The organism is Paraburkholderia pallida (genome assembly GCF_004524855.1).
GTDB classification, from domain to species: domain Bacteria; phylum Pseudomonadota; class Gammaproteobacteria; order Burkholderiales; family Burkholderiaceae; genus Paraburkholderia; species Paraburkholderia oxyphila.
On record NZ_CP038151.1, the window covers coordinates 1,756,361 to 1,777,287 of the forward strand.

Consider the following 20,927-nt stretch of genomic DNA (forward strand, 5'->3'; position numbering starts at 1 on the left):
CCAGAGTACGAGGAACACGCGCCGCATTCGATGCGTGAAATGTGACGGCTATTGTCAACTGAACCATGGAGTAATTTTTTTCTGAGTTGTCGTCGTTTTCGGGACCTACCGGAACTCCTGTCTCAAGCCGACCTTCCACGCGGAGGTTTTCTCTTATTTAGAGACTGCCGGCAATAGGTGACCGACATTATTCACATTAGTTATACCCCCATATTCATATAATCGGGTATCGCGAGCATGTCGCTTTGTCCATCATAGTGCAAGCCCCGGAGTACCGACCTATAGGATCCTTTTCCGGCGGCGAGATGGATAAATAAAAGTAAGAAACGTTAGATATTTTCCATGGAGGAGAACCATGAGATTATTTGCATACGTACTGATTGCCAGTAGCGTCGCTCTGGCCGTGGCACATGGCTCAGCAACTGCACAGCCTGCTTCGGAACCCCAAGCGTCCTCCGCCCAGGGCAACGCTTACAAACAATTCCGCCATTCGAGTGCGGCAGACAAGGCTTTTGCGAAGTCTGTCTGGAAGCACGTCGCGCATATAAAAGGGCTTGAACTCGGTGACGTCGCCATCATGGCGAAGAACGGTGATGTTCTAATCACGGGCCGTGTATCAAATAGCGAGCAGATCGCCAAGATAGGAGCCGCTGTGCAGGAGACTCCCGGCGTACATACGATTGTCAACAATCTCGTCGTTTGGCCAGTCCGGCCAAACTGAGCTCAGCGCTCGCTTGCTACGGTTTGAACGCAGTCTTCCCGCAGCCGAACCGTAGCTCGCAATCCGACACGCTCGGCATCTACCCATACCTCGATCTTGTCATGACGAAAACAGGCGCGGCCAATGGCGCAGAAGTGAAGTTCGTGCCGCATATTTGGCCACCTTATTCACTTTCGTGATACCCCCATATGCCGTCTAGGCCGTTCCGCTTTTCCAGCCGCTTGTTCATCATGGGCCCATCAAACTGCATACCGAGATCGCCGTTTGCCTAGCGGTAACCAAGTCTGTGGAATAAGAACAGTGGAGACGAACCTGTCAGCACAGACTGACGTGCCTGATAAGAATTTCACCCGTATTCTGCCACGTCAGACCCGTCGTAAAACTGTCGGACAGTGGGTCACGACTGTGCAAAATTGAGTTGACGCTATCCATGTGTGAGAAGTGAGTCGAGAAATCAGAAACGCCTGCCCCTATGGTGACAACTGACGCAGTAGCGGCTGATAACTCTTGCGATACCGTAGTTAAGCTGAACTTTATTACCTACGGTTAGCGACCCACACTTGCCCTGACCTGTTGAGCAATCTGTTCCTGAAAATGAAGAACTCGTCGCATACGATCCCTGCCCTCACACTGTCTAGCGGAGCGACGCTCCAAGAGATAGTCATTGCGTATAACACCATGGGTGAGCTTTCGCCTGACGGGTGCAACGCCGTACTTCTTACGCATGGCTACACAAGCGGGCAAGACATGGCGCTTCCAGGCAGTAGCGCAGTTGAAGGCTCATGGTGCGAAATCGTTGGGCCTGGCAAACCGATTGACACTGACCGGTTTTTTGTTGTTTGCCCGAACATGTTGGGTTCGTCCTATGGCTCGACTAATGCTGCTTCGGTCAACCCAGCGACAGGACGCCCGTATGGCTCCTCCTTTCCAGACATCACGTTGGCCGACATCGTCGAGACGCAGCGCAGCCTGGTTGACGCACTGGGAATCAAGAAGCTTGTCGCTGTAGTCGGTCCGTCGTTCGGCGGATTCCAAGCGTTCCAATGGGCGATTTCATATCCCGACTTTGTCGACGGGATCGCAGCGTTGACCAGCGCACCGTTCTGCCCGGCTGCCGATGTTGCAGGAATTGCCAAGCGACTTTCAAGCGATCCGAACTGGAATGGCGGAGATTACTATTCTGGTCCCGGCGTGAAGTCCACCGTTGCCAAGATGCGATCTGAGACATTGAAGGTGTTTGGCATCGATGCGGTCCTTGAACGTCAATTTCCAAATGCCGCAGATCGTGACGTGGAAATCGTACGTCTGGCGGAAGAATGGGCCGATAAGTTCGATGCAAATTCGATGCTCATCCTGATGAAGGCGGCAGAGGTATTTGACGTCCGCCCACATTTAGACGGTGTCAAGGCTCGTGTCTTCTTGGCACTGTCGTCGACAGATCGCCTATTCCCCACCACGATGGCTGAAGAAGTGATGCAAGCATTCGTACGCGCCGGTGTTACAGCGGAGTATCACGAAATTGACAGTCAGTTCGGCCATTTTGCTTCCGGCGTGGACGCTGAAAAGTGGTCTGAACTCCTGCGCACTTTCATTGCGCGCCTAACCTGCAGGTAATCCGCTGTGGCCGCATCGATATCCAGATCGAATTAGCGAGGACGCAAGAATTTTCACTCACCCGCCCTCACACGCGGGGTGGATAAGCGCGTCGTTTTTGGTCATCGTCAGGAGTCAGTCAATTTCGCTTTCGCTGACGCAAATTCCTGATCTAGAACAAAGGCCTCTGCATACAGAAAATTTTAGTACAGCTATCAAAAGCTTAATCCAAAGAAGAAATATTCACATACGCCAAAGGAGACAAGATGAGGAAGAGGAATTTACTGGCAATTTGCGTTTTGCTTACTTCCAGCCCGGTGTTCGCGCAAAGCAGCGTGACGCTGAGCGGGATTATGGACGCTGGGATCTCATACATCAGCAACGAGTCTGGACACAGCAACACGAAATTCGATGATGGCATTGCATTCCCAAACATCCTACGGTTGACCGGCAGAGAGGATTTGGGTGGAGGCACGACGGCAATCTTTGAATTGATGGATCAATACTCCATCGGTACCGGCAGCATCCTTCCGGGTCAGAGCCTCTTCAGCCGGACGGCGTACGTCGGTCTAGACGATCGTTCCCTAGGTAAGCTTACACTTGGGAACCAGTACGACTTTATGACGGATTCCCTGACATTTGGTTTCAACGACGCCGCGACGTTTCCAGGCGTCGGTCTTTACGGCTTCCGTAACGGCCCTTTCAACAAATTGGCGATCCCGGGTAATCCGACGGGAGCGTTTGACTGGGATCGAATGGCCGGAGAGAGAATTCAGAATTCTGTCAAGTACCTCACTCCTACCTTTGCCGGCTTCTCTGCGGGCGCAATGTATAGCTTCGGCGGCGTGCCTGGCTCCATCGGTGCTAATAACGCGTGCAGCTTTGCCCTGAACTATTCAGCCGGACCCGCCGGTTTCAATGCCGCATACACGAACGTAAAGTACCCGGTTGCGCAAAGTCAACTAAGCATACAAAATTGGGGAGTGGGCGGGCACTATACCTTCGGTAAGCTCCGAACAATCGCGCTCTTCACTACCGTTCGTAACAGTGCGAATCATGCTGCGATTTGGGAGGGACAAGTAGGAGCGTTGTACCAGATAGATGCGGCGTGGGCTGTCAGCGCGAATTACATGTACATGGATGGCAACGCCGCACTCAGCAACAACCATGCAAATCAAGGCACAGCTACCCTTTCTTATACGTTGTCGAAGCGGAGCACTGTTTACCTTACCGGCGTATATCAACGCGCAAACAGTGGGGCGAATGCATTGATCAACGGGATCACGACCCCGAACGGATCTTCTAGCAGCCCAAATCAGTTCATCGCTCGGGTCGGATTCGAGACTGAGTTTTGACGTTGCGACAAAAGCTATTTCGCCTCTCTCTCCGTGGCGCGTTCGCGCGCCCAAAGCCCGCTCGACACTCTGCCCAAACCCAACTCGAGATCATCGCTTAGGTGTAGACGGACGCGGCGCAAAGACCCGACACAAATGTGATCAGGCTTGCACAGCCTAGATTCTATGAGGACATCACTCCTGCTGTCCTCATAGGACCTAGTCACGTCGTGTCCCCCTGATGGACGACACACTGCTCGCTGGCTGTTTCGCACGCGATATGGACACGCGGCCTCAATAGCAAAATTCGTAACCGTGCGAATCGCGAAAGGGGCGTCGCTTTCGAGAATACACAATCATTGCGCAAGGCTGACAGTTTTGGCAAACTCGTTCAGCAGACCGCTGATTTCCCGGTCGCAAGCATTGCGATTGTGGCACTGGACCTTCCCGCGCTCGCGCAGCACTATGCTCATCAAGAGGAAGCTGTTCGTGCACCGCCCCTACCTCAGACGAACGGACATCGTCGCTTTAGACGTTTCATCTGATCTATCGGGATCGGTCGGCGTCTCCGCTGGAGCCGCCAGGCGACCTTCAAACACGTAAGTGGCCTAAGTATGAAATTGCGAGAACTCGACCTCAACCTCCTCCTTGTGCTCCACGAGTTGCTCGCGCAAGGCAGCGCGTCGAAGGCAGCGGAAAGTCTAGGTATGTCCCAACCAGCGGTCAGCAATTCGCTAAACAGACTGCGCAAAATGCTCGGCGACGATCTCTTCCTGCGAACATCCAAGGGGCTGACTCCTACCCGCTTTGCAGAACACCTCAACGAGCCAATCGCCCATGCGTTACGGGTCATACTCGATAGCGTCAATGCGGTATCAATTTTCGATCCTGCGACTAGCAACCGGAATTTCAATGTTGCTCTGACCGACGTAGGCGAGATCTACTTCCTTCCTGCTCTGATGCAATTGTTGTCCAAGGCCGGCGCCGGGATAACGATCAATTCCGTGCGTAACACCGCCGTGAACCTGCGTGACGAGATGGAAAGCGGCAGGATAGATCTCGCCATCGGCTTGCTACCAGATCTCGATTTCGGATTCTTTCAACGCAAACTCTTTTCCCAGCAGTATGTCTGCCTCTTTCGACGAGGCCATCCGTTCGAAACTCTCGGGTGCACAAGAGAGGGTTTCGAGGCGGCTGAACACGTTAGCGTTCTCGCGGAAGGCACAGGATACTCAGCGATTGAAGCCATGCTTGACCGAGCTAGGGTGAAACGAAACGTAAAGTTGCATGTTCCTAACTTTGTAGCCGTAGGTTACATCTTGCAGTCGACTGACATGGTTGCCATCGTTCCTGCAGCCTACGCTAGGCGGGCGTTCGGCACCGAGACTCTCGCGACTGCACCGTGTCCAATTGATATTCCGGAAATCAGCATCAATGTCCTTTGGCACGCGCAAAATCACAGGGATGCCGGGAACCAATGGCTTCGACAACTCATTTACGAGCACTTCGCTGCGCAGGAACAGTGAATCCTCAACGCTCTATTGTCGCCGCTCCGTCGCCATGGGTACATTTCTACGTCTTGACGTCCTCCCCGCCCTCAGCCTGCAGCTGCCGCGCTTTGCGCGGGAAGGACGGGGATTCCTACAGCTAGACGGCGACGTCCCGCCGCGAGAATGTTCACTGCTGCATTGATGTTGCGATGGTGATACGCGCCACATTCGAAGCAGGCCCATTCCCTTATTCCAAGACCTTCCAGACCTCTCGGGCCCGTGCGCCTGTTACAGCAACTGCAAGTCTGGGTTGAATATGCTTCATCGACCTCATCGAACCACACGCCTGCGTCATCGCACTTGTACTGCAGCATGGTCCGGAACAGGCTCCAGCCTGCGTCGAGCATGGATTTCGCCATCCGTGTTCTCGCGAGTGCCGAAGCGTTCACGTTGCCGATGAAGATGGCGCCGTACTCCTGTACGAGCGCCGTGGAAAGCTTGTGCAACTGGTCTTTCCGTTAGTTTTTAATCTTTGCGTGAAGCGCACGTACCCGCGCCCTCTTGCGGGCGCGTTGCGCCTTTGCGACCTCTTTCTCGAGGTTACGGTAGTGCCTCTCGAGGGTTATGACGTGGCCGTCGCTGGTGCCGGCGAAGTCCTTCAACCCAAGGTCAAGCCCAACCGACTTCACGCCCATGCCGGTGGCCGGCCTGGGCGTCTTCTCAACCTTGAGGGTCACGTTCAGGTACCAGCGACCACGTGCGTCCTCGCTGAGGTTCCCGGCACCGAGCTCATACTTCGACAGGCCGTAGCTGTCCCACAGCGAGAGTGCCTTGCCGGCGAAGAATACCTGCCCATTCCGGTAGCGGATGGCACTGGCCTTGAACGGGATCCAGCCCAGCGAGCGACGGGACCCGCCCGACACACGCCAGCGCAATTTCGTCTTGCAGGCCTGTTTGCGACGCACAGCATATTCCTCTCCGATGGCCTGGAGGGTCTGGGAGTGTAGTCCCAGTCCCGCCTTGCCGGCTCCTTTGGTGAACGGATGGAAGTCGTAGCCGGACAGGAAGCGCTGCTCGCGTTGCCACACTTTCAGCGACAACTCGTTACAGAAGTTCCAGACCAGATTCACCTCGCGCGCGAGCTCACGCAACAGCTTTGCATGCTTGTCTTTGAGTCTGAAGCGCAGGACGCGGGTGGAGAGGTTCATGTGCCGACACGGTTGTTTCTCCGTATAGGCACACCTGGATTCTCCCCTTGAAAATCACGACAATCCTCCTTCGCTGTCTACACCCGCCTTTCATCCCCGGCCTGAAGGCCGAGGTTTTCAGGCCGATTGCGGATAAAGACGACGTCTGTTTGTATATAGCTAACGCGAACTTGGACACACCCCCTGCCGGACGCTGCTTTCTCAATAGCACAAGCAACTCCTGAATTCGTGCGTAAGTCCGGCCCATAACGCTTTGTTTCGGCGTTATTCAGAATCGTGATATGGGGTGTTCATTCTCACGTGGTTCCACTTTGGACGTAGATGCTTCATTATCGGCCAGATCAACCGTCGTTGCGTTGCGGTCGCCATTTGGGTCTACCTGGAGAAGGTGGTCAGTAGGCACCTGTACACAACGCTTACCAGAGCCACAGGAGCACCTATGACACACACAGCACCCTCAGACCAACAGAAATTTGACGTTCCGGTTGTCATTGCTGGCGCAGGTCCGGTCGGGCTTATGCTTTCAATCCTTCTTTCGCGCCAGGGGATTCGCAACATTATTTTTGAGAAGCGCGAACAGATAAATACCATGCCGCGCGCGCGTGGGATCAACGTGCGGAGCGTCGAAATACTAACCCAACTTGACCTTGGAGAAGAGTTGCGGCGTGGTTCGCTACCGCCTACATGGGCACGACAATTCGTCTACACAGAGACGATGGCCGGCGAGCTCATCGGCATAATGCCGGGCAACATGGGACCCGGGATGGCAGCGGACCATTCTGCATGTGAATATCGCGTGGCGGCGCAGGATCGTCTCGATCCTATGTTGTATGCAAAAGCGAGAAGCTTCAAGGAATGCACCATTCACTTTAACCACGAAGTCGTTGACTACGTCGACAACGGTTCCGCGGTGACAGTCAGAATCGCAGATCGCAGCGCGCCACAAGAAGTCGCCCCCCTCGGAATCCGTGCGCAATATCTGATTGCTGCTGATGGTGGAAAGAGCAGCCTCCGTTGGTCGGCACAGATCGGCGATGCTTACAACGCAACGTATCGCTCGTTTGTTGCTGCGCGTTTTCACGGTGACCTTAGTGCTTATTCAAACGGGAGAGAAGGCGCCCTGATCTGGACCTTGGCGCCCGACGCGGCGGGAGTTTTCCATCCACTCGATGGTGCCGACAACTGGTCTGTTCAGATTCAGTACGATCCAAACTCAGAAAATCCAGACGAGTGGACATCAGAGCATGTGATCCAAAGGATTCGCCGGATGGTCGGCGTTCCCGATGAAGCCGATTTGGATATCGAGTTGGTCAAGTACTATAAGTACACTTTGACGGTATCCGTTGCAGACACGTTCCGCAAGGGGCGACTCCTGCTCGCCGGGGATGCTGCACATAGGACTCTTCCTCACGGTGGTTGGGGGCTCAATACCGGGATCCATACCGCCCACAACCTTGCATGGAAACTTGGGGCCGTGTTACGCGGCGTTGCTCCCGACGCCCTACTGGATACCTACAACAATGAGCGGCGAGAAGCCGCACTCCGCAATTGCGAGTTTGCGAAAGTCAATGCCGGCTACATCGAAAAGATGATGCGTGCCTTGCGTGAATCATCCTCCGTTGAAGAGCGACGTCGAATCGTTGCCTCATCAAAGCAGTACGGTAACTGGATTGGGCTGGACTTGGGGATCCACTACGAAGGTACGGAAGGACCAGGTGCCTTCGTTCCGGATAACGTGAGTCCTCCGCCTGTAAGCAATGCTGTGATCGAATATGTACCACACGCGAAGCCGGGCTGGCGTGCTCCTCACTTTTGGGCACGGACGGCAATCGGGAATCACAGAATCTCAGCCGTTTCGTTATTCGATCAGGATTTCGTGTTGCTTACCGGCGCAGACGGACACGCATGGATCAGCGCCGCAGGCGAGCTAAACAAAGGGCACAAACCGCGCATCCAGCCTCTTCGTGTAGCGGCCGACGGAGACTTGGTTCCCGAAGCGGTCAGCTTCGGCGACTTGTATGGAGTCGGGCCGACGGGTGCAGTGCTTGTCCGACCGGACGGTCACGTCGCATACCGCGCTGCCTCAGCGACGCAGGATGTGCTGCAAGACCTCCGGACAGCTCTCGATTGTGCGCTTGGCTATCAAACTCACCATTAATCAAGCTCCGGCCCAGGCGTTCAGTGACATATAGCCGCATCCGAATCCGCGCTCGCGTGTATGCGTAGATGGATGCGGCGGTGGCACTCAAATAGGCCAAAGCGGCTTCCTGATTGAATAGGCAGCGAGTTGGCTAGCTGGCCAAATCCCTGCACGCGTTGTAGCGAGCCAGCAGTTCTTTGTCGCAAAGCCACGACGATACTTCCGTCCTCTAGCCCAAAAACCTTCTCGGTCGAGGCTGGAGATCATCAGTGTAAGTCTAGTGGCAACCACAACCGAGGATAGTAAAAATTGAAGAAATTTGATTACTACGTGTCGGCCGTCGAATACAACAAGGACAAGACACATATCACCAAACTTCGAATCCATTCAGTTGGTCAAGACGGGAGCGTCGGCGCCTCGCAGGAAGCAACCCGGCCTCAAGTGATCGAGCTGATTAAAAAAGGTAAAACGTTTTCGAGCATTGTAAAAAACGCAGAGGGCAAGTGGGCCTACGGCAGCAAGCTAGAGGTTATCGAAGTCACCACAGAATTTCTGAAGACCAAGCAAGACAACTCATTGAGAGACAACCTCGAAAACTTGCCGCAATTCTGATTGGGTTGCCAACACCTGCCGACGACCCTGCCCGGCAGGTGCCTTCTTATATGAGCTTTGCGGTATCTCGTGCTCCCCATGATGAAGATCTCACGAACTGTGAAGTCATGCCAGCCAGAGGTCGTCTGGTCCCAAGTAAACTAGCGCTATCTTCCCTGCCGCAACCGAAACCGACGAGCGAAGTACTCCTTTGGGTGCCGGATTGAGAAGCGCTCGGACCGTGCCGACAGGAGACCCAGCCGCGTCTAGCACGACAGACCGGTCCCCAAGGTGAAATAGACGCACCGGCGTATCTGGAGACGGCGGCACTCCGCTCCAGTCAGCCAACACAGTCCAGTGTTGCTCCGACCAAACGCTACTTTGGCGCGGGGCAAATCCACGCATGAACTCTGCCCACATTCCTACCGTCTCCGCCGTCGGCCAATCCGGCATCGTATTCCTGGCAGCGACGGCATCAGAGGCCAACCAGAGCCTTAGTCCCCCAGCATCCGTAAACGTACCGCCCGCGTCGTTGACTGCCTTGATTGCTGCCAACCTTGAAGCAAAACCTGCCTGGATGAGAATTGACGCAGGCCTGTTGAGCGTTCCTGTCTCGGCGGCCATCACTGCGACTCCAAGTTCAAAGCTTTCGAGCGGCAAGCCAAACGCATCATCAACGTCTCCGTTTGCAACCGCGCGTACACGGATTGCTTCCATCGCCCACGGAAGACGATAGACCAAGCCGCCTTCGACGAACTGTAAGGTTTCTGTTTCCTGCCCGGCAGCGACGACCGCTAGCGGTGCACCAAGTAACCACCATCGCAGAATCACACGCCAGTTCTCTGGCAGTGAATCTGGAGTGAACGGGTAGATGGCGAAGACACGCTCCGCTATTGCCGTAATCGCCTGAATCGCGGCCTCGCTGTCGCCGACGAGGACTGCATTGTTAGCAGCAAGTAGGAGGTCGTTCGCTTCAGGGGCAATGACATCCAAAGCGTGACCGCTCTCCAGACCAATACCAGCTAGAAAATACCCTTTCCTATTCGCTGCTGTAGAGCGCGCCCAAATGAACCGGCTTCTGGCCACCAGGGCCGCCTTCAAGGCCTGCTGGTGACCCTCTTCCCTGCGCTTAAGCCGGCGCTCCCAGAGTGACGACTGAAGAATGGCATCAAGGGCCTCAGGAATCATTTCCTCGGCTATATCATTCTCCCCAATGAGGCTGAGAATCGCCGTGTCGAGCGTTGCAACGTGACGCGTCCAAGCGGTTAAAGCAACCTCCCGCTCTTCGGGCTCTTCCCCGCGAATTTCGGGAAAAACCCACGCCTCGGCGTTATTCCCCACATACTCAACGAGTTCTTGCAGGGAACCGCGAATCTTCCCGTGCATCCGGACGAGAAGCGCCCATACGAGCTGTACGAGACCACTTTCCATCTGCCGCGCGCCGAGATCGGATATCAACGCCTCCCACTTTGGAAGGCGCTTCCAAGCCTCGTTAAAGATCGGATAGAGGACCAGTCCTTCAATATCGACGTAAGCCCGTCCGGCGCGACCGATTACATTCTTAAACTCAGAAGTCGGTATGACTTCGCCATTGCGGTACAACGAATGGAAAATGACAGCGGTGGCCGCTAGGTTTAGACCTTGCGCCAACGTTGGGGAGGAAACAGTAACCTTAAGAATTCCGTCCCTCAACAATCCCTCAATCTCCTTACGAAAAGGCGTAGGGAGTGCGCCGTGGTGGAACGCAACACCCAATCTGAGGCAACGCAAGATCGCGTGGTTCTCACCAAGCCATTCCGCACCTAGTGTAAGAGCCGTTTCCAAGACCGCCGGGGCGGCCGCGAGCAATGACGTCAGAGCACCTCTTTCATTTAGATCCACTATCACGTCGGCGAATGGCTCAACGCTCCGGCGCTCTGGACAGAAAATTAAAACGGTTTGCCCATCGTCGACAAGCCGCCAAGCCGTAGCCAGCGTTAGCTCTTTCTGGTCAGCTGGGAAGAGCTTCTTACGCTTGCGCTTGGGCGGGACATACAACTGCGGCACGAAGCCAGTAAAAAATTTAGGTACAAATGGACGTTCTTCACCAACGCGCAAATTCAATCGTGCAGATGGGCTGTTCCACATGACTTCCCCAAAACGCAGTCTAGTTGGGCGCCAGTCCGCCGTTATCATTTCCCCCGGTTGGTCGCGGCGCAACCAATTGGAGAAGTCATCGAGCTGTTCACCGTCTGGGAGTATTGCCGAAAGGCACACAATACGGCGTTGATGGGCATCTTCGCGCTTGAGCAGGCGTTGAATCTGTACCTCATATCGAATCTCCCGCTCGTTGAGGCCAATCATGTGACCTTCATCGAATACAAGCAGGCCTACGTCGTCGAGTAAGCTCGGGTCGTTACGCAACGCAAAATCGAGCTTCTCAGGTGTTGCAACAGAGATATCGCGGTGCCGAATAGCATCCTTATCGAAGCCACTCACGCCGATGCTGCCGTAGAGAGCCGAAACTGATTTTCCCAAAGCCCCGAACGTCCTTTGAAGCGTCGCCTCGGTCTGTGCAGAGAGCGCGCGGAGCGGTGTAATGAACATGACACGCTTGCCGCTGGACAGACATCGCAAAATACACAACTCAGATATGCGAGTCTTACCGGCGCTAGTGGGAAGCGACACAACGAGGTCGTCCAACTGGTCAACTGATCGGGCGGCAGCAGAGATTTGCGATGGCCAGAGATCGACCTCCGCTTTGGGTCGGCGCAACAGGGAAGCGATAAAAAGGTCACGCAGTTGGGGCCATTCCGGTGCCTCGCCACCGAGTGGCTTGAGAGGCAGCTTTTCGTGGAAAGTCGAGTCCCACATGTCCGAAAGAAGGTAAATCGCAACCTTATGCGCCCACCACTGTGGAACGAGGTTAATTTCACCGCAGATCTCCAGCCCAAGCTTCAGCCGTGCCAGCGCCTGGTCGAGTAACGCCCGTTCGCCGCGTTCGAGTGCCAACAGAAACTCTGCCAACGCCGCAAAGAAGCCATCTGTAAGTGCCAGGTCAATTTCATCTAGAATGCGGACGAAAGCTTCATCATCACCGCCAGTCTCGCCGACTGCTTCGGTGCGAACGACGTCAGCACGCATTGTCGCAACAAGCTGCGCGTCACTGGCAGAGCCTGACATTCGAAAACCCAGAACGTTGCCCTGAAGAGTCGTAATGTCCCGCAACATAAGCAGCGCGAGTGCGTGTTCGATCGGAGAAAAGTTTGCTTCTGCTCGAACAATCGAAAGCAGCGAGTACGCGCGCGCGGATAGGCGCGCAAGATGGTATGCTGCCGCGGTCATTACAAAATGGAAGTCGCGGTCAGTTTCCCCGCGACTCCCTTTTGCCATTACTGCCTCGAGCGCAGTGGCAGCCTGTTCGAATGCCACGCGAGCCTGCGCAGGATCCCCTTCTAACTCTCTCAACCGCAGGCCAAGCCCTAGGAGAGAATAACCGTATGAATGCAGGTCATAGCTCAACTGGGGAGAGAAATCTGGAGCATCAGGCGGCAGCACCCCGTCGCGCCAGATAATCGCTCGCGCTTGACCACGTGCAATTAGGCGACCCCGGAAACCTGGCGCGGCCGCTTCCTCGATATCAGCGACGATGCCGTCAACGGTTGTTGGCATTGAAAATCACCTGGTTATAGACACCAGCTACGAACGCAGCGTGCTCGCGAACAACAATCCCCGCACCCCACTGACCAATTGGGCCTGCATATCCGTTCAGCGATGCAGTCAGGAGTACATTAGGGGCGTTCGCAGAAAAAGTGAACATAAGGTGTCGGACGGAATGAGCCGAAATACCGTGCTTCAACTGCGCGTCGTCTATGAGGTCAGCGAGCCGAGCACTCCCCATCTCCGCAAGTCGGGACGATATAAAGGAAAGCGCATGCGCTGACGGCAAGCCTCCGTCTTTGTCAAGTGCGGTACGTGCCTCGCTGAGGACGCCGGCATTCAACGCGATACGGCTTTTTACCTCGACTTTCAGAAACTCAACCTGACCATTTCGGTTCTCGGAGATTCCTATAACGTCATCGCCACGCATCGCCATGTTTCGATGGTCTTTCCAGCGCAACCGCTTGATAGGGATGAGATAGTTTGTCTGCTCGGCGATGAATTCGGTGGCGAGAATTTCGCCCAGGTCCCCAGAACGGATAGATTTTGTTGTAGGCAGCAAGTTTTGAATGAACCCAGCAGCCTCTGGCTTCCCCAATCGCTCAAGGATACGAGCAAGGCGCTCCTCTGATGCATAGTGCATAGGAACGATCGCGGCGGCATTCTGAACTCCAACATTTATGCGTGCTGGATCTGCAGAAAGCACGCGCAAGGCGTGCGAACCAACGCGTGCTTCGTGTGCATTGCACCATTCGATGAACTTTGCCATCCTTCCCCGCCCATGCAGGCTCTCCGTGTAAAGAGCCTCGTCCCGCTGTCTCGTTCCGGTTCCATGAAACGACTGGGAAGCGAGCCGTATGCTCCCCGCTGACCACATTCTAGCGCCTCTTCAAACGGTTAACGACCTACCGGTGCGTCCTACGACACTATTCAGGCGAGTTACATCCATCGCATTCGAGGACTGGACGTGATGCAATCCGCTTGTGCCCGAAGCGGTGGGCTCGGGATTCAGCCTCAATGCACAAGGCGGAAACCGGCTACACGTACCCACGAGGTAGGCACACCGATCACCGAGATTGCGCCGACTCCTTTAATGATGATCGTCGCCAGTGACGACAACATCACGATGACGGACTTGGAGCTTGATGCATATGCACGCGCGGGAGGCCCGAAGCGACTGGCGCTGGCCTCCGGAGGCCACTTTGCCCCATACATCGAGTAATTCGCGGTGGTGGCCGAAATGGCCGCAAAGTGGATTCAGGTCAATCTGAACCGCGTCAATGTATTCCCGACCTGAGTTTCATTCATTCCGCTTTTCCCACGGAAAGCTGGGACTATTCCATGCCCGTATTTCATACACACATGGCGAAATTTCAGATGAAGCTAAACTGACCCCTGGGCGATCCAGAAATACCAAAATCCGGCATGGGGATGTTCACTTCGCTCAGCGTCGCCCACTCGGTAGTTGGGAGCACGTACATTCCGGTTCTCGATGCCCAGCGTGACTTGCGCGGACTCGGACCAGTGCATTCCAGATCTGTATTCCCAACGAAGACCGTGAAGTCGGCATATAGTTCGCGTCAGGACGCGCTATAGAAATTCAAAGGGCCCCAGTTACACAGGCTCAGTGAGTAACCATCGGGTTCGGGGGCGACATCACGCCAATCGATTCCTTCGCCGGCCCAATAGCCCTGTTGCGGCATCTGCTCATGTATTGTCCCCGAAGCCTGCGGTGCAACATCGTTACCTGAGATAGGCTCGAACCACCCGGTATATCCGCCGCACCACCATCCAGGGCTGTGATCCGTCTTCGGACCGACTTCACCGGGGACAGCCAGACCCGCCTGCATGGCTTCCGTGATCTTGCTGTCAATGTCGCTTTCATCTAGCGCGGCAAGCGTTATCCAAAGATTGAACAGGAACCATTCGGCTGCGAGGGCAGCGTCACCGCCAATGGTCATGGAGGTATTGACCAGGTTAACGAATCTGCCATCCTTGAGCGCATTCACAAGCATGGTGCCAGCCGCAGCGGCTTGGCCGCAGTTCAGTATTGACGCAAGGACAGACGAAGTCGGCGTGTATGCCGTCCTGAAAACCGAAAGATAGCTCGCCGTCAAAAGCGGCAGAAACGCCGAGTTAAAGTTATTCAGGTCGTTGGCGAGTTTTCCGCCGTCAATGGAACCTATGCCCGCACGGCGGATAGTATCGGTCAACGCTGCGACGGCAAACTTACCCCACCAGTCAACTGAGACACCTGCCACTCCCAGAGGATTACTAACGGTTGATTCGAGGGCGCTAGCGGCGGGCGAAAAGGAAACGCCATCAAAGAACGCGTTCTGATAACCGGAATACGAACCCGAATACCTAAGAGGAACAAGCAAGGGCTTGTCTGCGGTCGGGAAGGGTGCAATAGGGGCGTTCGGCAGGCGAATTTCGAGCAGATTTACAATCGCATTTCGATGCGACTGCAAAAAATCTGGCGACCCGTAGGCCGGAATGGAATCAATTAGCTCACACAGCAGATCCCCTAAAGAGGCTACGCTGGCTGCGCTCGCTGAGACGCAGGTCTTCAGTGCGATCGCAAGATTCTGTTGAACCGTCGAAATGTTTGGCATAAAAAGATCCGGTTACCGTCGCCCACGATGGCGCTATGAGCGCAATGAACGTCCGATATGTTCAACCAGTACGTGATGAGGAGTCGTACGGCAGCCCAAAGACGAGTAGCAAACTCACGGTTGCTCGAGTTAACCCGCGCTGTAGAAGTTCAAAGGGCCCCAGTTACACAGACTTAATGCGTAACCGTTATTGGTGGGACAGTCGGCGTGACCACCTCCACCTCCGCCCAAACCTCCGCCTCCCGCCCAAAACTCTTGGGGCATCGTCGCATGTATTGCCTGCGAAGCCTGCGGTCCAAGATCGCTTCCAGTGACAGGAGCGAACCAACCGGTATAACCGCCGCACCACCATCCCGGGGAGTGGTCCGTTCTGGGGCCAACTTCGCCGGGGACATCCAGGCCAGCGTGTACGGCTTCCGCGATCTTGCCGTCAATGTCGTTTTCACCTAGCCCAGCAAATATAATCCAAAGATTGAACAGGAACCATTCGGCAGAGAGGGCGCCGTCACCGCCGGCGGTCATGGAGGTATTGACCGCGTTAACGAATCTGCCATCGTTGAGCGCATTCGCCAGCATTGCACAGGCGGCAGCCGCCTGGCCGCTGTTCACTAGCGACGCAAGTGCAGACAAAGTCGGTGTGTACGCAGTCCTGAAAGCCGAAAGATAGCTTGCCGACAAAAGTGGTAAAAACGCTGAGTTATAATTATTCAGGTCGTTGGCGAGTTTTCCCGCGTCGATGGAACCTATGCCCGCAAGGCGGACAGCATCGGTCAACACTGCGACCGCGAAGTTACCCCACCAGCCGGCTGAGACGCCTGCGACTCCAGGCGGATTCCTAACGGCCGATTCGAGGTCGCTAGCAGCGGGCGAGAGGGCGACGTCGCCAAAGAACGCGTTCTGATAACCGGAACACGAGCCCGTATAGTTATATCCCATTCGACCAACACCAAAATCTTTGCCCGGCTGCGGCTCAATAGGGACGTTCGGCAGGCGAATTTCGAGCAGGTTAGCAATCGCATTCCGATGCAACTGCAAGAAATCCGGCGACCGGTAGGCTGGAATGGAATCAATCAGGTCGCACAGCATATTATCTGAAGACGCTACGCTACCCGTCCTCGCTGCGACGCATGTCTTCAGTGCAGTCGCGAGGTCCTGTTGAACCGTCGAAATGTTTGGCATAGAAAGATCTGGTTACCTTCGCCTATGAGGGCGCAATAAACTTTGGATGCGCGCTACCAGCACGGGATGATGAGTCGTGCGGCCACGTAAAGAAGAGCGGCACAGCGCGGTCGCGTGGGGGCAACCCCCGCGACCGCGTCACAGATACATCGGCGTTCGACTACGACGCGCCCACGACTACCGAAAACGATGCCTGACCGAACCCGAACGCGTTTCGGGCGACCATGGTCAGATTGAACTCTGCTGCCTTATCACCGTCAGGCTTGCCGTTGGGAGTCAACTTGCCGTTTTCTTGGCTGAGAGACAGAAACTCGGGCAGGTTCGCGATGGGGTCAAAGCTCAGCGGTGTGCTTGGCTGCACCCCGAATACCGGACCGTACTCTTGCTCCTGCTTTGGTACGGTGCCGGCAGGGAACGGCATGTCATTCATTCGCATGAAGTTCGGCGCCATCCCGGACACAGTCAAGGTAAGAGGTGTGCCGCTGGCACCCGAGACAAGTCGATCCCCATTGACCGCCAGCCAGCCGGTCGGAATTAATTTTCCATCCTTGTCCGCTATCGACGGCTGCAGCGTAAGGTCGAGTGACAGCAGATGCCCATCACTGGCCAGCGTGCCATTCGAGGGTGTGCTTAGCCATGTTTGCGTCGTCACGGTGGGCCCAGCAGGATCGCGGCTCTCAGTTCGGCGTCCCAGGAAGCTGGATACCTTGCTAGAGGGTGTCACGGGCGGCTGGAAACTTATTGTGCCGTCGCTCATCAGGCTGAGTTTCACGAGTACAGGGGGCCGCGAAACGTCCGGCTGTACCACCGTGAAAATCTGGCTATAGCCCTTCCCATCCGTCTGTACTTGCCAGACCGTATCCGGCAACGCACTCGGCTGGCCGAGGGCGATCACGCCGTCGGCTGCACTGGCCAGTACTCGGCCGTTGGTGGCCAGCGTGAAGCCAATCATCAGAAGGTTGCCCTGATCCGGATTCGCGAACGGTGCGACGTAGTCAATGCTCCGCGCCTGACTGTCAACCTTGAAGCCATTCGGTGCGGCGACATCATCCACGAATTGCTCGACCGGATCGGGTGGGCTCTGGAACATCTCATAGATCATCAGTGCTACACCGGCGACAGCGGCGAGGACTGCCAACGGCCCAGCGATGGCAACGATCGATGCGAACGCCTCGGCCGTGACCATCAAGCCATCAATTGCCCACTGGCCTGCCATTGCGAAAAGCGTCAGCGCGCCTGCCGTGAGCCCCAAAACGTCGCTCGCCAGCGAGACTCCCCCTTCTCCCTTGCTGATGGAGTAGAGGGAGAAACCAATTCCCGCGAGAATGAATACCGGTCCAATCCGTGTCGCGATGAACTCGTCAAGATTCCTTCCGAACGCCTTCGTCAGCCATTCACAGTCTTCTACAGCGACTTGGGCGCTGTTGATCATGACGGCTGATGTTGCGCCGTCAACCGACACGTTGATCAACGAAGTTCCTTCGGTGCTGCCGAGCCAGCGAGCAAGCGAATTCCCGGTCCGTACCAGTCCCGCCTCAAGTGCTCCGCCTTCACCGTCTGCGATGATCCGAGCCACTGAAGCTGCACGCTGGCCTGGGGTGAGGCCTTCGACGGTGAAAATCTGGCCGATTCGCATGCCCCGCTTGACCACGCCGGCAAGAATCTGCAGTCCCATCTGCGCCGCACTTGTGACCAATTGCGCCCTTTCCTCCGTCGTCAGTTTCTTCCAGCTCTTAAGGGAGGAGATAAGGTTGAACGCGTTGAGTGCGGCAATTCCTCCCAGGAAAACAGAACCGAAAAATTTGCCGGCTTTGGCCCACTTTGGGTATGCGGTCTCGAACCATGTCGCGAACCTGTTGGCCATAAAGGGGAATGCCATGGTGGTCTGAAGACTTGAGGATATCGAATTGATTTCCTGGATCGATCCGCTCAGGATAGCGTCTGCGTCTTCGCTGTCCACCAGAGCCTGCAATTGAGCTGCTGCTGCCTTGATATCTGCATCCTCGTTGTTGAGGTTGTTGCTTACGAGTTCTTGTAGGTATTCCTTGATGATACCGAGATCGGTCGCGCCATCGTCAAATGACGTCATGTTTGCCAACGTATTGGTGCCCAGGAACGCGTGAAGGATGTTGTTGTATTGCTGGGCAAAGGTGCCTGATGGATCCAGTGCGGTCAAAACCGTGACATTGGTCTGGAACAGCCTCGCAAGCATCGATGAGTCGTTCGAGCCAGGATCATTCATCGCTTGCCCGATGTTCGCGAGCACACTGGACGAAGTGTTGTAATAGAAAAACCCAAACGCCCAAAAGAGGTTATTTCCCTTGGCATAGGCGCCGACTGACTGTACGTCCGCAATCATCTGGGGCCGTGGGTCGGTCTGCGTGGGATCGGGGACGACGTTGGTATTGATGTCCTTGACCATGTCATCGATCTTGCCCTGGATGATCGGTGCATACGTTTGCGCGTTGTCGATTTGATCCTGAAGGAACGCAGCGGTGAGATTGTTCTGGTCTTGCCAATGGTACGCAAACAGCGCCTTTGCATGGGCGGCATAAACTTTCGACGCCGCCACCTCGGTCTTCAACCATGTAGCCGCGCGTGGCCCATTCAGGTTTTTGCAGTGTTCATCGCTCCCTTGCGCCATCCCCTGGGTCAGCACTGCGGTACCGAGAGACCGATACCACTTCTGCGGATCTTCGCCCGGCACAGGAAGGTTCGCGACTTCGGCGAGGCGGCCTGATAAGGTCGGTTGTGGCGTGCTTCCAAAAAGGAGGCGCCACTTATCGGGATCGATAAAGCTATTCATGATCGTCGAGAGATCCTCCGTGACAGCTTTCTGCACGGTCTCGACCCAGTTGTTCTTGGCATCCCTGCCGTAGGGTGTCATTACCAGGAGGCTATGGATATTGAGCGCTGGATCTGCAATCGATTTACTTGCGTCCGATAACCTGCTCGCCAAGGTATCGTGGACATTTCGATCTCCCTCCAGAGCTCGAAACGCTGCACTGGCCGAGATCCGCTGCACATGGAGACGTGTGTCGGTGCAACTCGCAAACGCTCCGTCTTTGCTGAATTGAAGACGCCCGCTTGCGGGCAGGCCGGTCGACACCTGCTGGTCAGAATTGAGCTCGGACCAGACCAAGGCGCTTTCGCGGACTGCCGAGGAGCCCACGGTGTGACCCGCAACCACCAACCTGCCATCGAATACGCCGAACGGTGTGGACGAGGCACTCGCACGATAGTAACCAGCGATCGCCGGGTTTGCCTCCGTTCCCTGGAAGCCGACGAGATTGCCACTTCCGGGCTCGCCATCCACCACCATTGCGCCAGATATCGTCCTGCCTGCAGCATCCTCCGTTGCCACTAGCCAATAGGGAAAAACGGTGTCGGGCTTCCCACCAGGCTGATCAGGGCGTTGCGGAGTTTCTCCGGCGCGAAAGCTCAGATGCCAGGTGAACGCCCCCGTGTCAGAGGCCGGCTTCAGGCTTGCGGCGAAGTCAGTGGGATTCCACGGATTATCTGGCGATGCCTCGGCGTCCGTGAAAGAAAACTTGAAGCTTCCCGGGGTAATCGGGTCCGTCGGCGCGACGTACGAATAACGTAGCTGAAACCGACCCTCATGGCTCCAGTTGGCTCCTTTCCATTGTTGGGACGAAGTATCCCAGATCATGTTGGTGAGACGGTCACCAACGCTTTCGTAATTGATGCCACAGTCTGGCGCTACCTGGCAATCGAACACCGAAAATGCAGAAGCCTGCACCGCAACGGGAGAAACACCGAGGCGGACGTTCCCGATCGCCCGCTTGCTATTCTGAGTCAGGAATAGATGGCCTCCTCCGAATACCCCGCGCCACATCAACACATTGTCGTGGCTATCGAAGCTCCACGCCTCACGCGGCACCGGGACCTGGTCCAGATACAGTTGATCGCTGGAGTCATGTTTTCCTGATCGCACCAGAAGCAACCGTCGCGGCAGCGCGCCAACGGGCTGCTCTGAACTGTTGGGGGCGATGACTAGATCAAGTACGTAACCTGAGCTGGTTTGTCGTGTGCCGCCGGCTTTACGCTGATGAGATTTGCTGCGGTGACTAAGTCGTTGGTTCGAAACTGGCATTTTTTGGCCCCGGTAGTGGAAAATTTTGGTAGATGAAAGGCTTTTGGTTGCGACTCTGTTATGCCCGAAGTGCGGATGCGTCCCGTTCCACGAATATCGCGACGCAGGCGCAGAACCCGATCTTCTGAACCAGTCCGTCAAAAATGTCAGGCATGGATGCCGCCTGTGGCCGAGCGTTGCAAACCAAGTACTACGCATCGGCGATAGTGACCTGGATATCATCCGACGTATGGTCCCCGCCAAGGCTAGCGGACGGCGCGCGAGCGCCTTGACCGTGCGTCTCAATTTTCTGAATGCAAGCCC

General features: G+C 55.6%; 13 protein-coding genes. 6 read left to right on the forward strand and 7 right to left on the reverse strand.

All coding sequences use genetic code 11. The features are described 5' to 3' along the window. The first annotated feature begins 355 nt into the window (after nucleotides 1-355). The 4 genes from E1956_RS42470 (at nucleotide 356) to E1956_RS42485 (ending at nucleotide 5,174) form a co-directional block, all read left to right on the forward strand. Complete coding sequence (locus E1956_RS42470) at nucleotides 356-721, forward strand: BON domain-containing protein (RefSeq protein ID WP_134759470.1); 366 nt, start codon at nucleotides 356-358, stop codon at nucleotides 719-721. A 573-nt stretch (nucleotides 722-1,294) separates the two neighbouring features. Then, entirely contained in the window at nucleotides 1,295-2,335 is a 1,041-nt protein-coding gene (locus E1956_RS42475; protein WP_134759472.1) for a homoserine O-acetyltransferase family protein, read from the forward strand. Between the two features lie 245 nt (nucleotides 2,336-2,580). Continuing rightward, entirely contained in the window at nucleotides 2,581-3,669 is a 1,089-nt protein-coding gene (locus tag E1956_RS42480; RefSeq protein WP_134759474.1) for a porin, read from the forward strand. A 593-nt stretch (nucleotides 3,670-4,262) separates the two neighbouring features. Beyond that, on the forward strand, nucleotides 4,263-5,174 hold the full coding sequence (locus E1956_RS42485; RefSeq protein WP_134759476.1) for a LysR family transcriptional regulator: 912 nt from the start codon (nucleotides 4,263-4,265) through the stop codon (nucleotides 5,172-5,174). Nucleotides 5,175-5,245: 71 nt separating this feature from the next. On the opposite strand, the gene E1956_RS47185 is transcribed toward E1956_RS42485, so the two are convergent. Together E1956_RS47185 and E1956_RS47190 are read right to left on the reverse strand one after the other, a co-directional pair. Further along, on the reverse strand, nucleotides 5,246-5,644 hold the full coding sequence (locus E1956_RS47185; protein WP_232072287.1) for an RNA-guided endonuclease InsQ/TnpB family protein: 399 nt from the start codon (nucleotides 5,642-5,644) through the stop codon (nucleotides 5,246-5,248). Between the two features lie 12 nt (nucleotides 5,645-5,656). Then, nucleotides 5,657-6,346, reverse strand: coding sequence for a hypothetical protein (locus E1956_RS47190; RefSeq protein WP_232072289.1), 690 nt, complete (start codon nucleotides 6,344-6,346; stop codon nucleotides 5,657-5,659). A 439-nt stretch (nucleotides 6,347-6,785) separates the two neighbouring features. On the opposite strand from E1956_RS47190, the gene E1956_RS42495 reads away from it, so the two are divergent. Both E1956_RS42495 and E1956_RS42500 read left to right on the forward strand, forming a co-directional pair. Next, nucleotides 6,786-8,504, forward strand: coding sequence for an FAD-dependent monooxygenase (locus E1956_RS42495; protein WP_134759478.1), 1,719 nt, complete (start codon nucleotides 6,786-6,788; stop codon nucleotides 8,502-8,504). Between the two features lie 291 nt (nucleotides 8,505-8,795). Beyond that, nucleotides 8,796-9,098, forward strand: coding sequence for a DUF3892 domain-containing protein (locus tag E1956_RS42500; protein ID WP_134759480.1), 303 nt, complete (start codon nucleotides 8,796-8,798; stop codon nucleotides 9,096-9,098). Nucleotides 9,099-9,203: 105 nt separating this feature from the next. Here the strand turns inward: E1956_RS42500 and E1956_RS42505 are convergent, their stop codons facing one another. From E1956_RS42505 to E1956_RS42525, 5 genes are all read right to left on the reverse strand, one after another. Next, nucleotides 9,204-12,488: a DEAD/DEAH box helicase gene (locus E1956_RS42505; RefSeq protein WP_232072291.1), complete on the reverse strand. Its 3,285-nt coding sequence runs from the start codon at nucleotides 12,486-12,488 to the stop codon at nucleotides 9,204-9,206. Between the two features lie 223 nt (nucleotides 12,489-12,711). Further along, nucleotides 12,712-13,485: a Hachiman antiphage defense system protein HamA gene (locus tag E1956_RS42510; protein WP_134759484.1), complete on the reverse strand. Its 774-nt coding sequence runs from the start codon at nucleotides 13,483-13,485 to the stop codon at nucleotides 12,712-12,714. Between the two features lie 811 nt (nucleotides 13,486-14,296). Continuing rightward, on the reverse strand, nucleotides 14,297-15,331 hold the full coding sequence (locus tag E1956_RS42515) for a hypothetical protein (RefSeq protein ID WP_134759486.1): 1,035 nt from the start codon (nucleotides 15,329-15,331) through the stop codon (nucleotides 14,297-14,299). Nucleotides 15,332-15,460: 129 nt separating this feature from the next. Further along, nucleotides 15,461-16,417, reverse strand: coding sequence for a hypothetical protein (locus E1956_RS42520; RefSeq protein WP_134759488.1), 957 nt, complete (start codon nucleotides 16,415-16,417; stop codon nucleotides 15,461-15,463). Nucleotides 16,418-16,670: 253 nt separating this feature from the next. After that, a complete protein-coding gene (locus E1956_RS42525; protein ID WP_134759490.1) occupies nucleotides 16,671-20,624 on the reverse strand; it encodes a hypothetical protein in 3,954 nt (1,317 codons plus the stop codon). Between the last annotated feature and the right edge of the window lie 303 nt (nucleotides 20,625-20,927).

Excerpts from the sequence above, each read along its gene's own strand:
- E1956_RS42520 (WP_134759488.1), bottom strand. The coding sequence starts at position 16,417 with ATGCTGTGCGACCTGATTGATTCCATTCCAGCCTACCGGTCGCCGGAT.
- E1956_RS42515 (WP_134759486.1), bottom strand. The coding sequence starts at position 15,331 with ATGCCAAACATTTCGACGGTTCAACAGAATCTTGCGATCGCACTGAAG.
- E1956_RS42480 (WP_134759474.1), top strand. The coding sequence starts at position 2,581 with ATGAGGAAGAGGAATTTACTGGCAATTTGCGTTTTGCTTACTTCCAGC.
- E1956_RS42495 (WP_134759478.1), top strand. The coding sequence starts at position 6,786 with ATGACACACACAGCACCCTCAGACCAACAGAAATTTGACGTTCCGGTT.
- E1956_RS42470 (WP_134759470.1), top strand. The coding sequence starts at position 356 with ATGAGATTATTTGCATACGTACTGATTGCCAGTAGCGTCGCTCTGGCC.
- E1956_RS42485 (WP_134759476.1), top strand. The coding sequence starts at position 4,263 with ATGAAATTGCGAGAACTCGACCTCAACCTCCTCCTTGTGCTCCACGAG.
- E1956_RS42510 (WP_134759484.1), bottom strand. The coding sequence starts at position 13,485 with ATGGCAAAGTTCATCGAATGGTGCAATGCACACGAAGCACGCGTTGGT.
- E1956_RS47190 (WP_232072289.1), bottom strand. The coding sequence starts at position 6,346 with ATGAACCTCTCCACCCGCGTCCTGCGCTTCAGACTCAAAGACAAGCAT.
- E1956_RS42525 (WP_134759490.1), bottom strand. The coding sequence starts at position 20,624 with ATGCCAGTTTCGAACCAACGACTTAGTCACCGCAGCAAATCTCATCAG.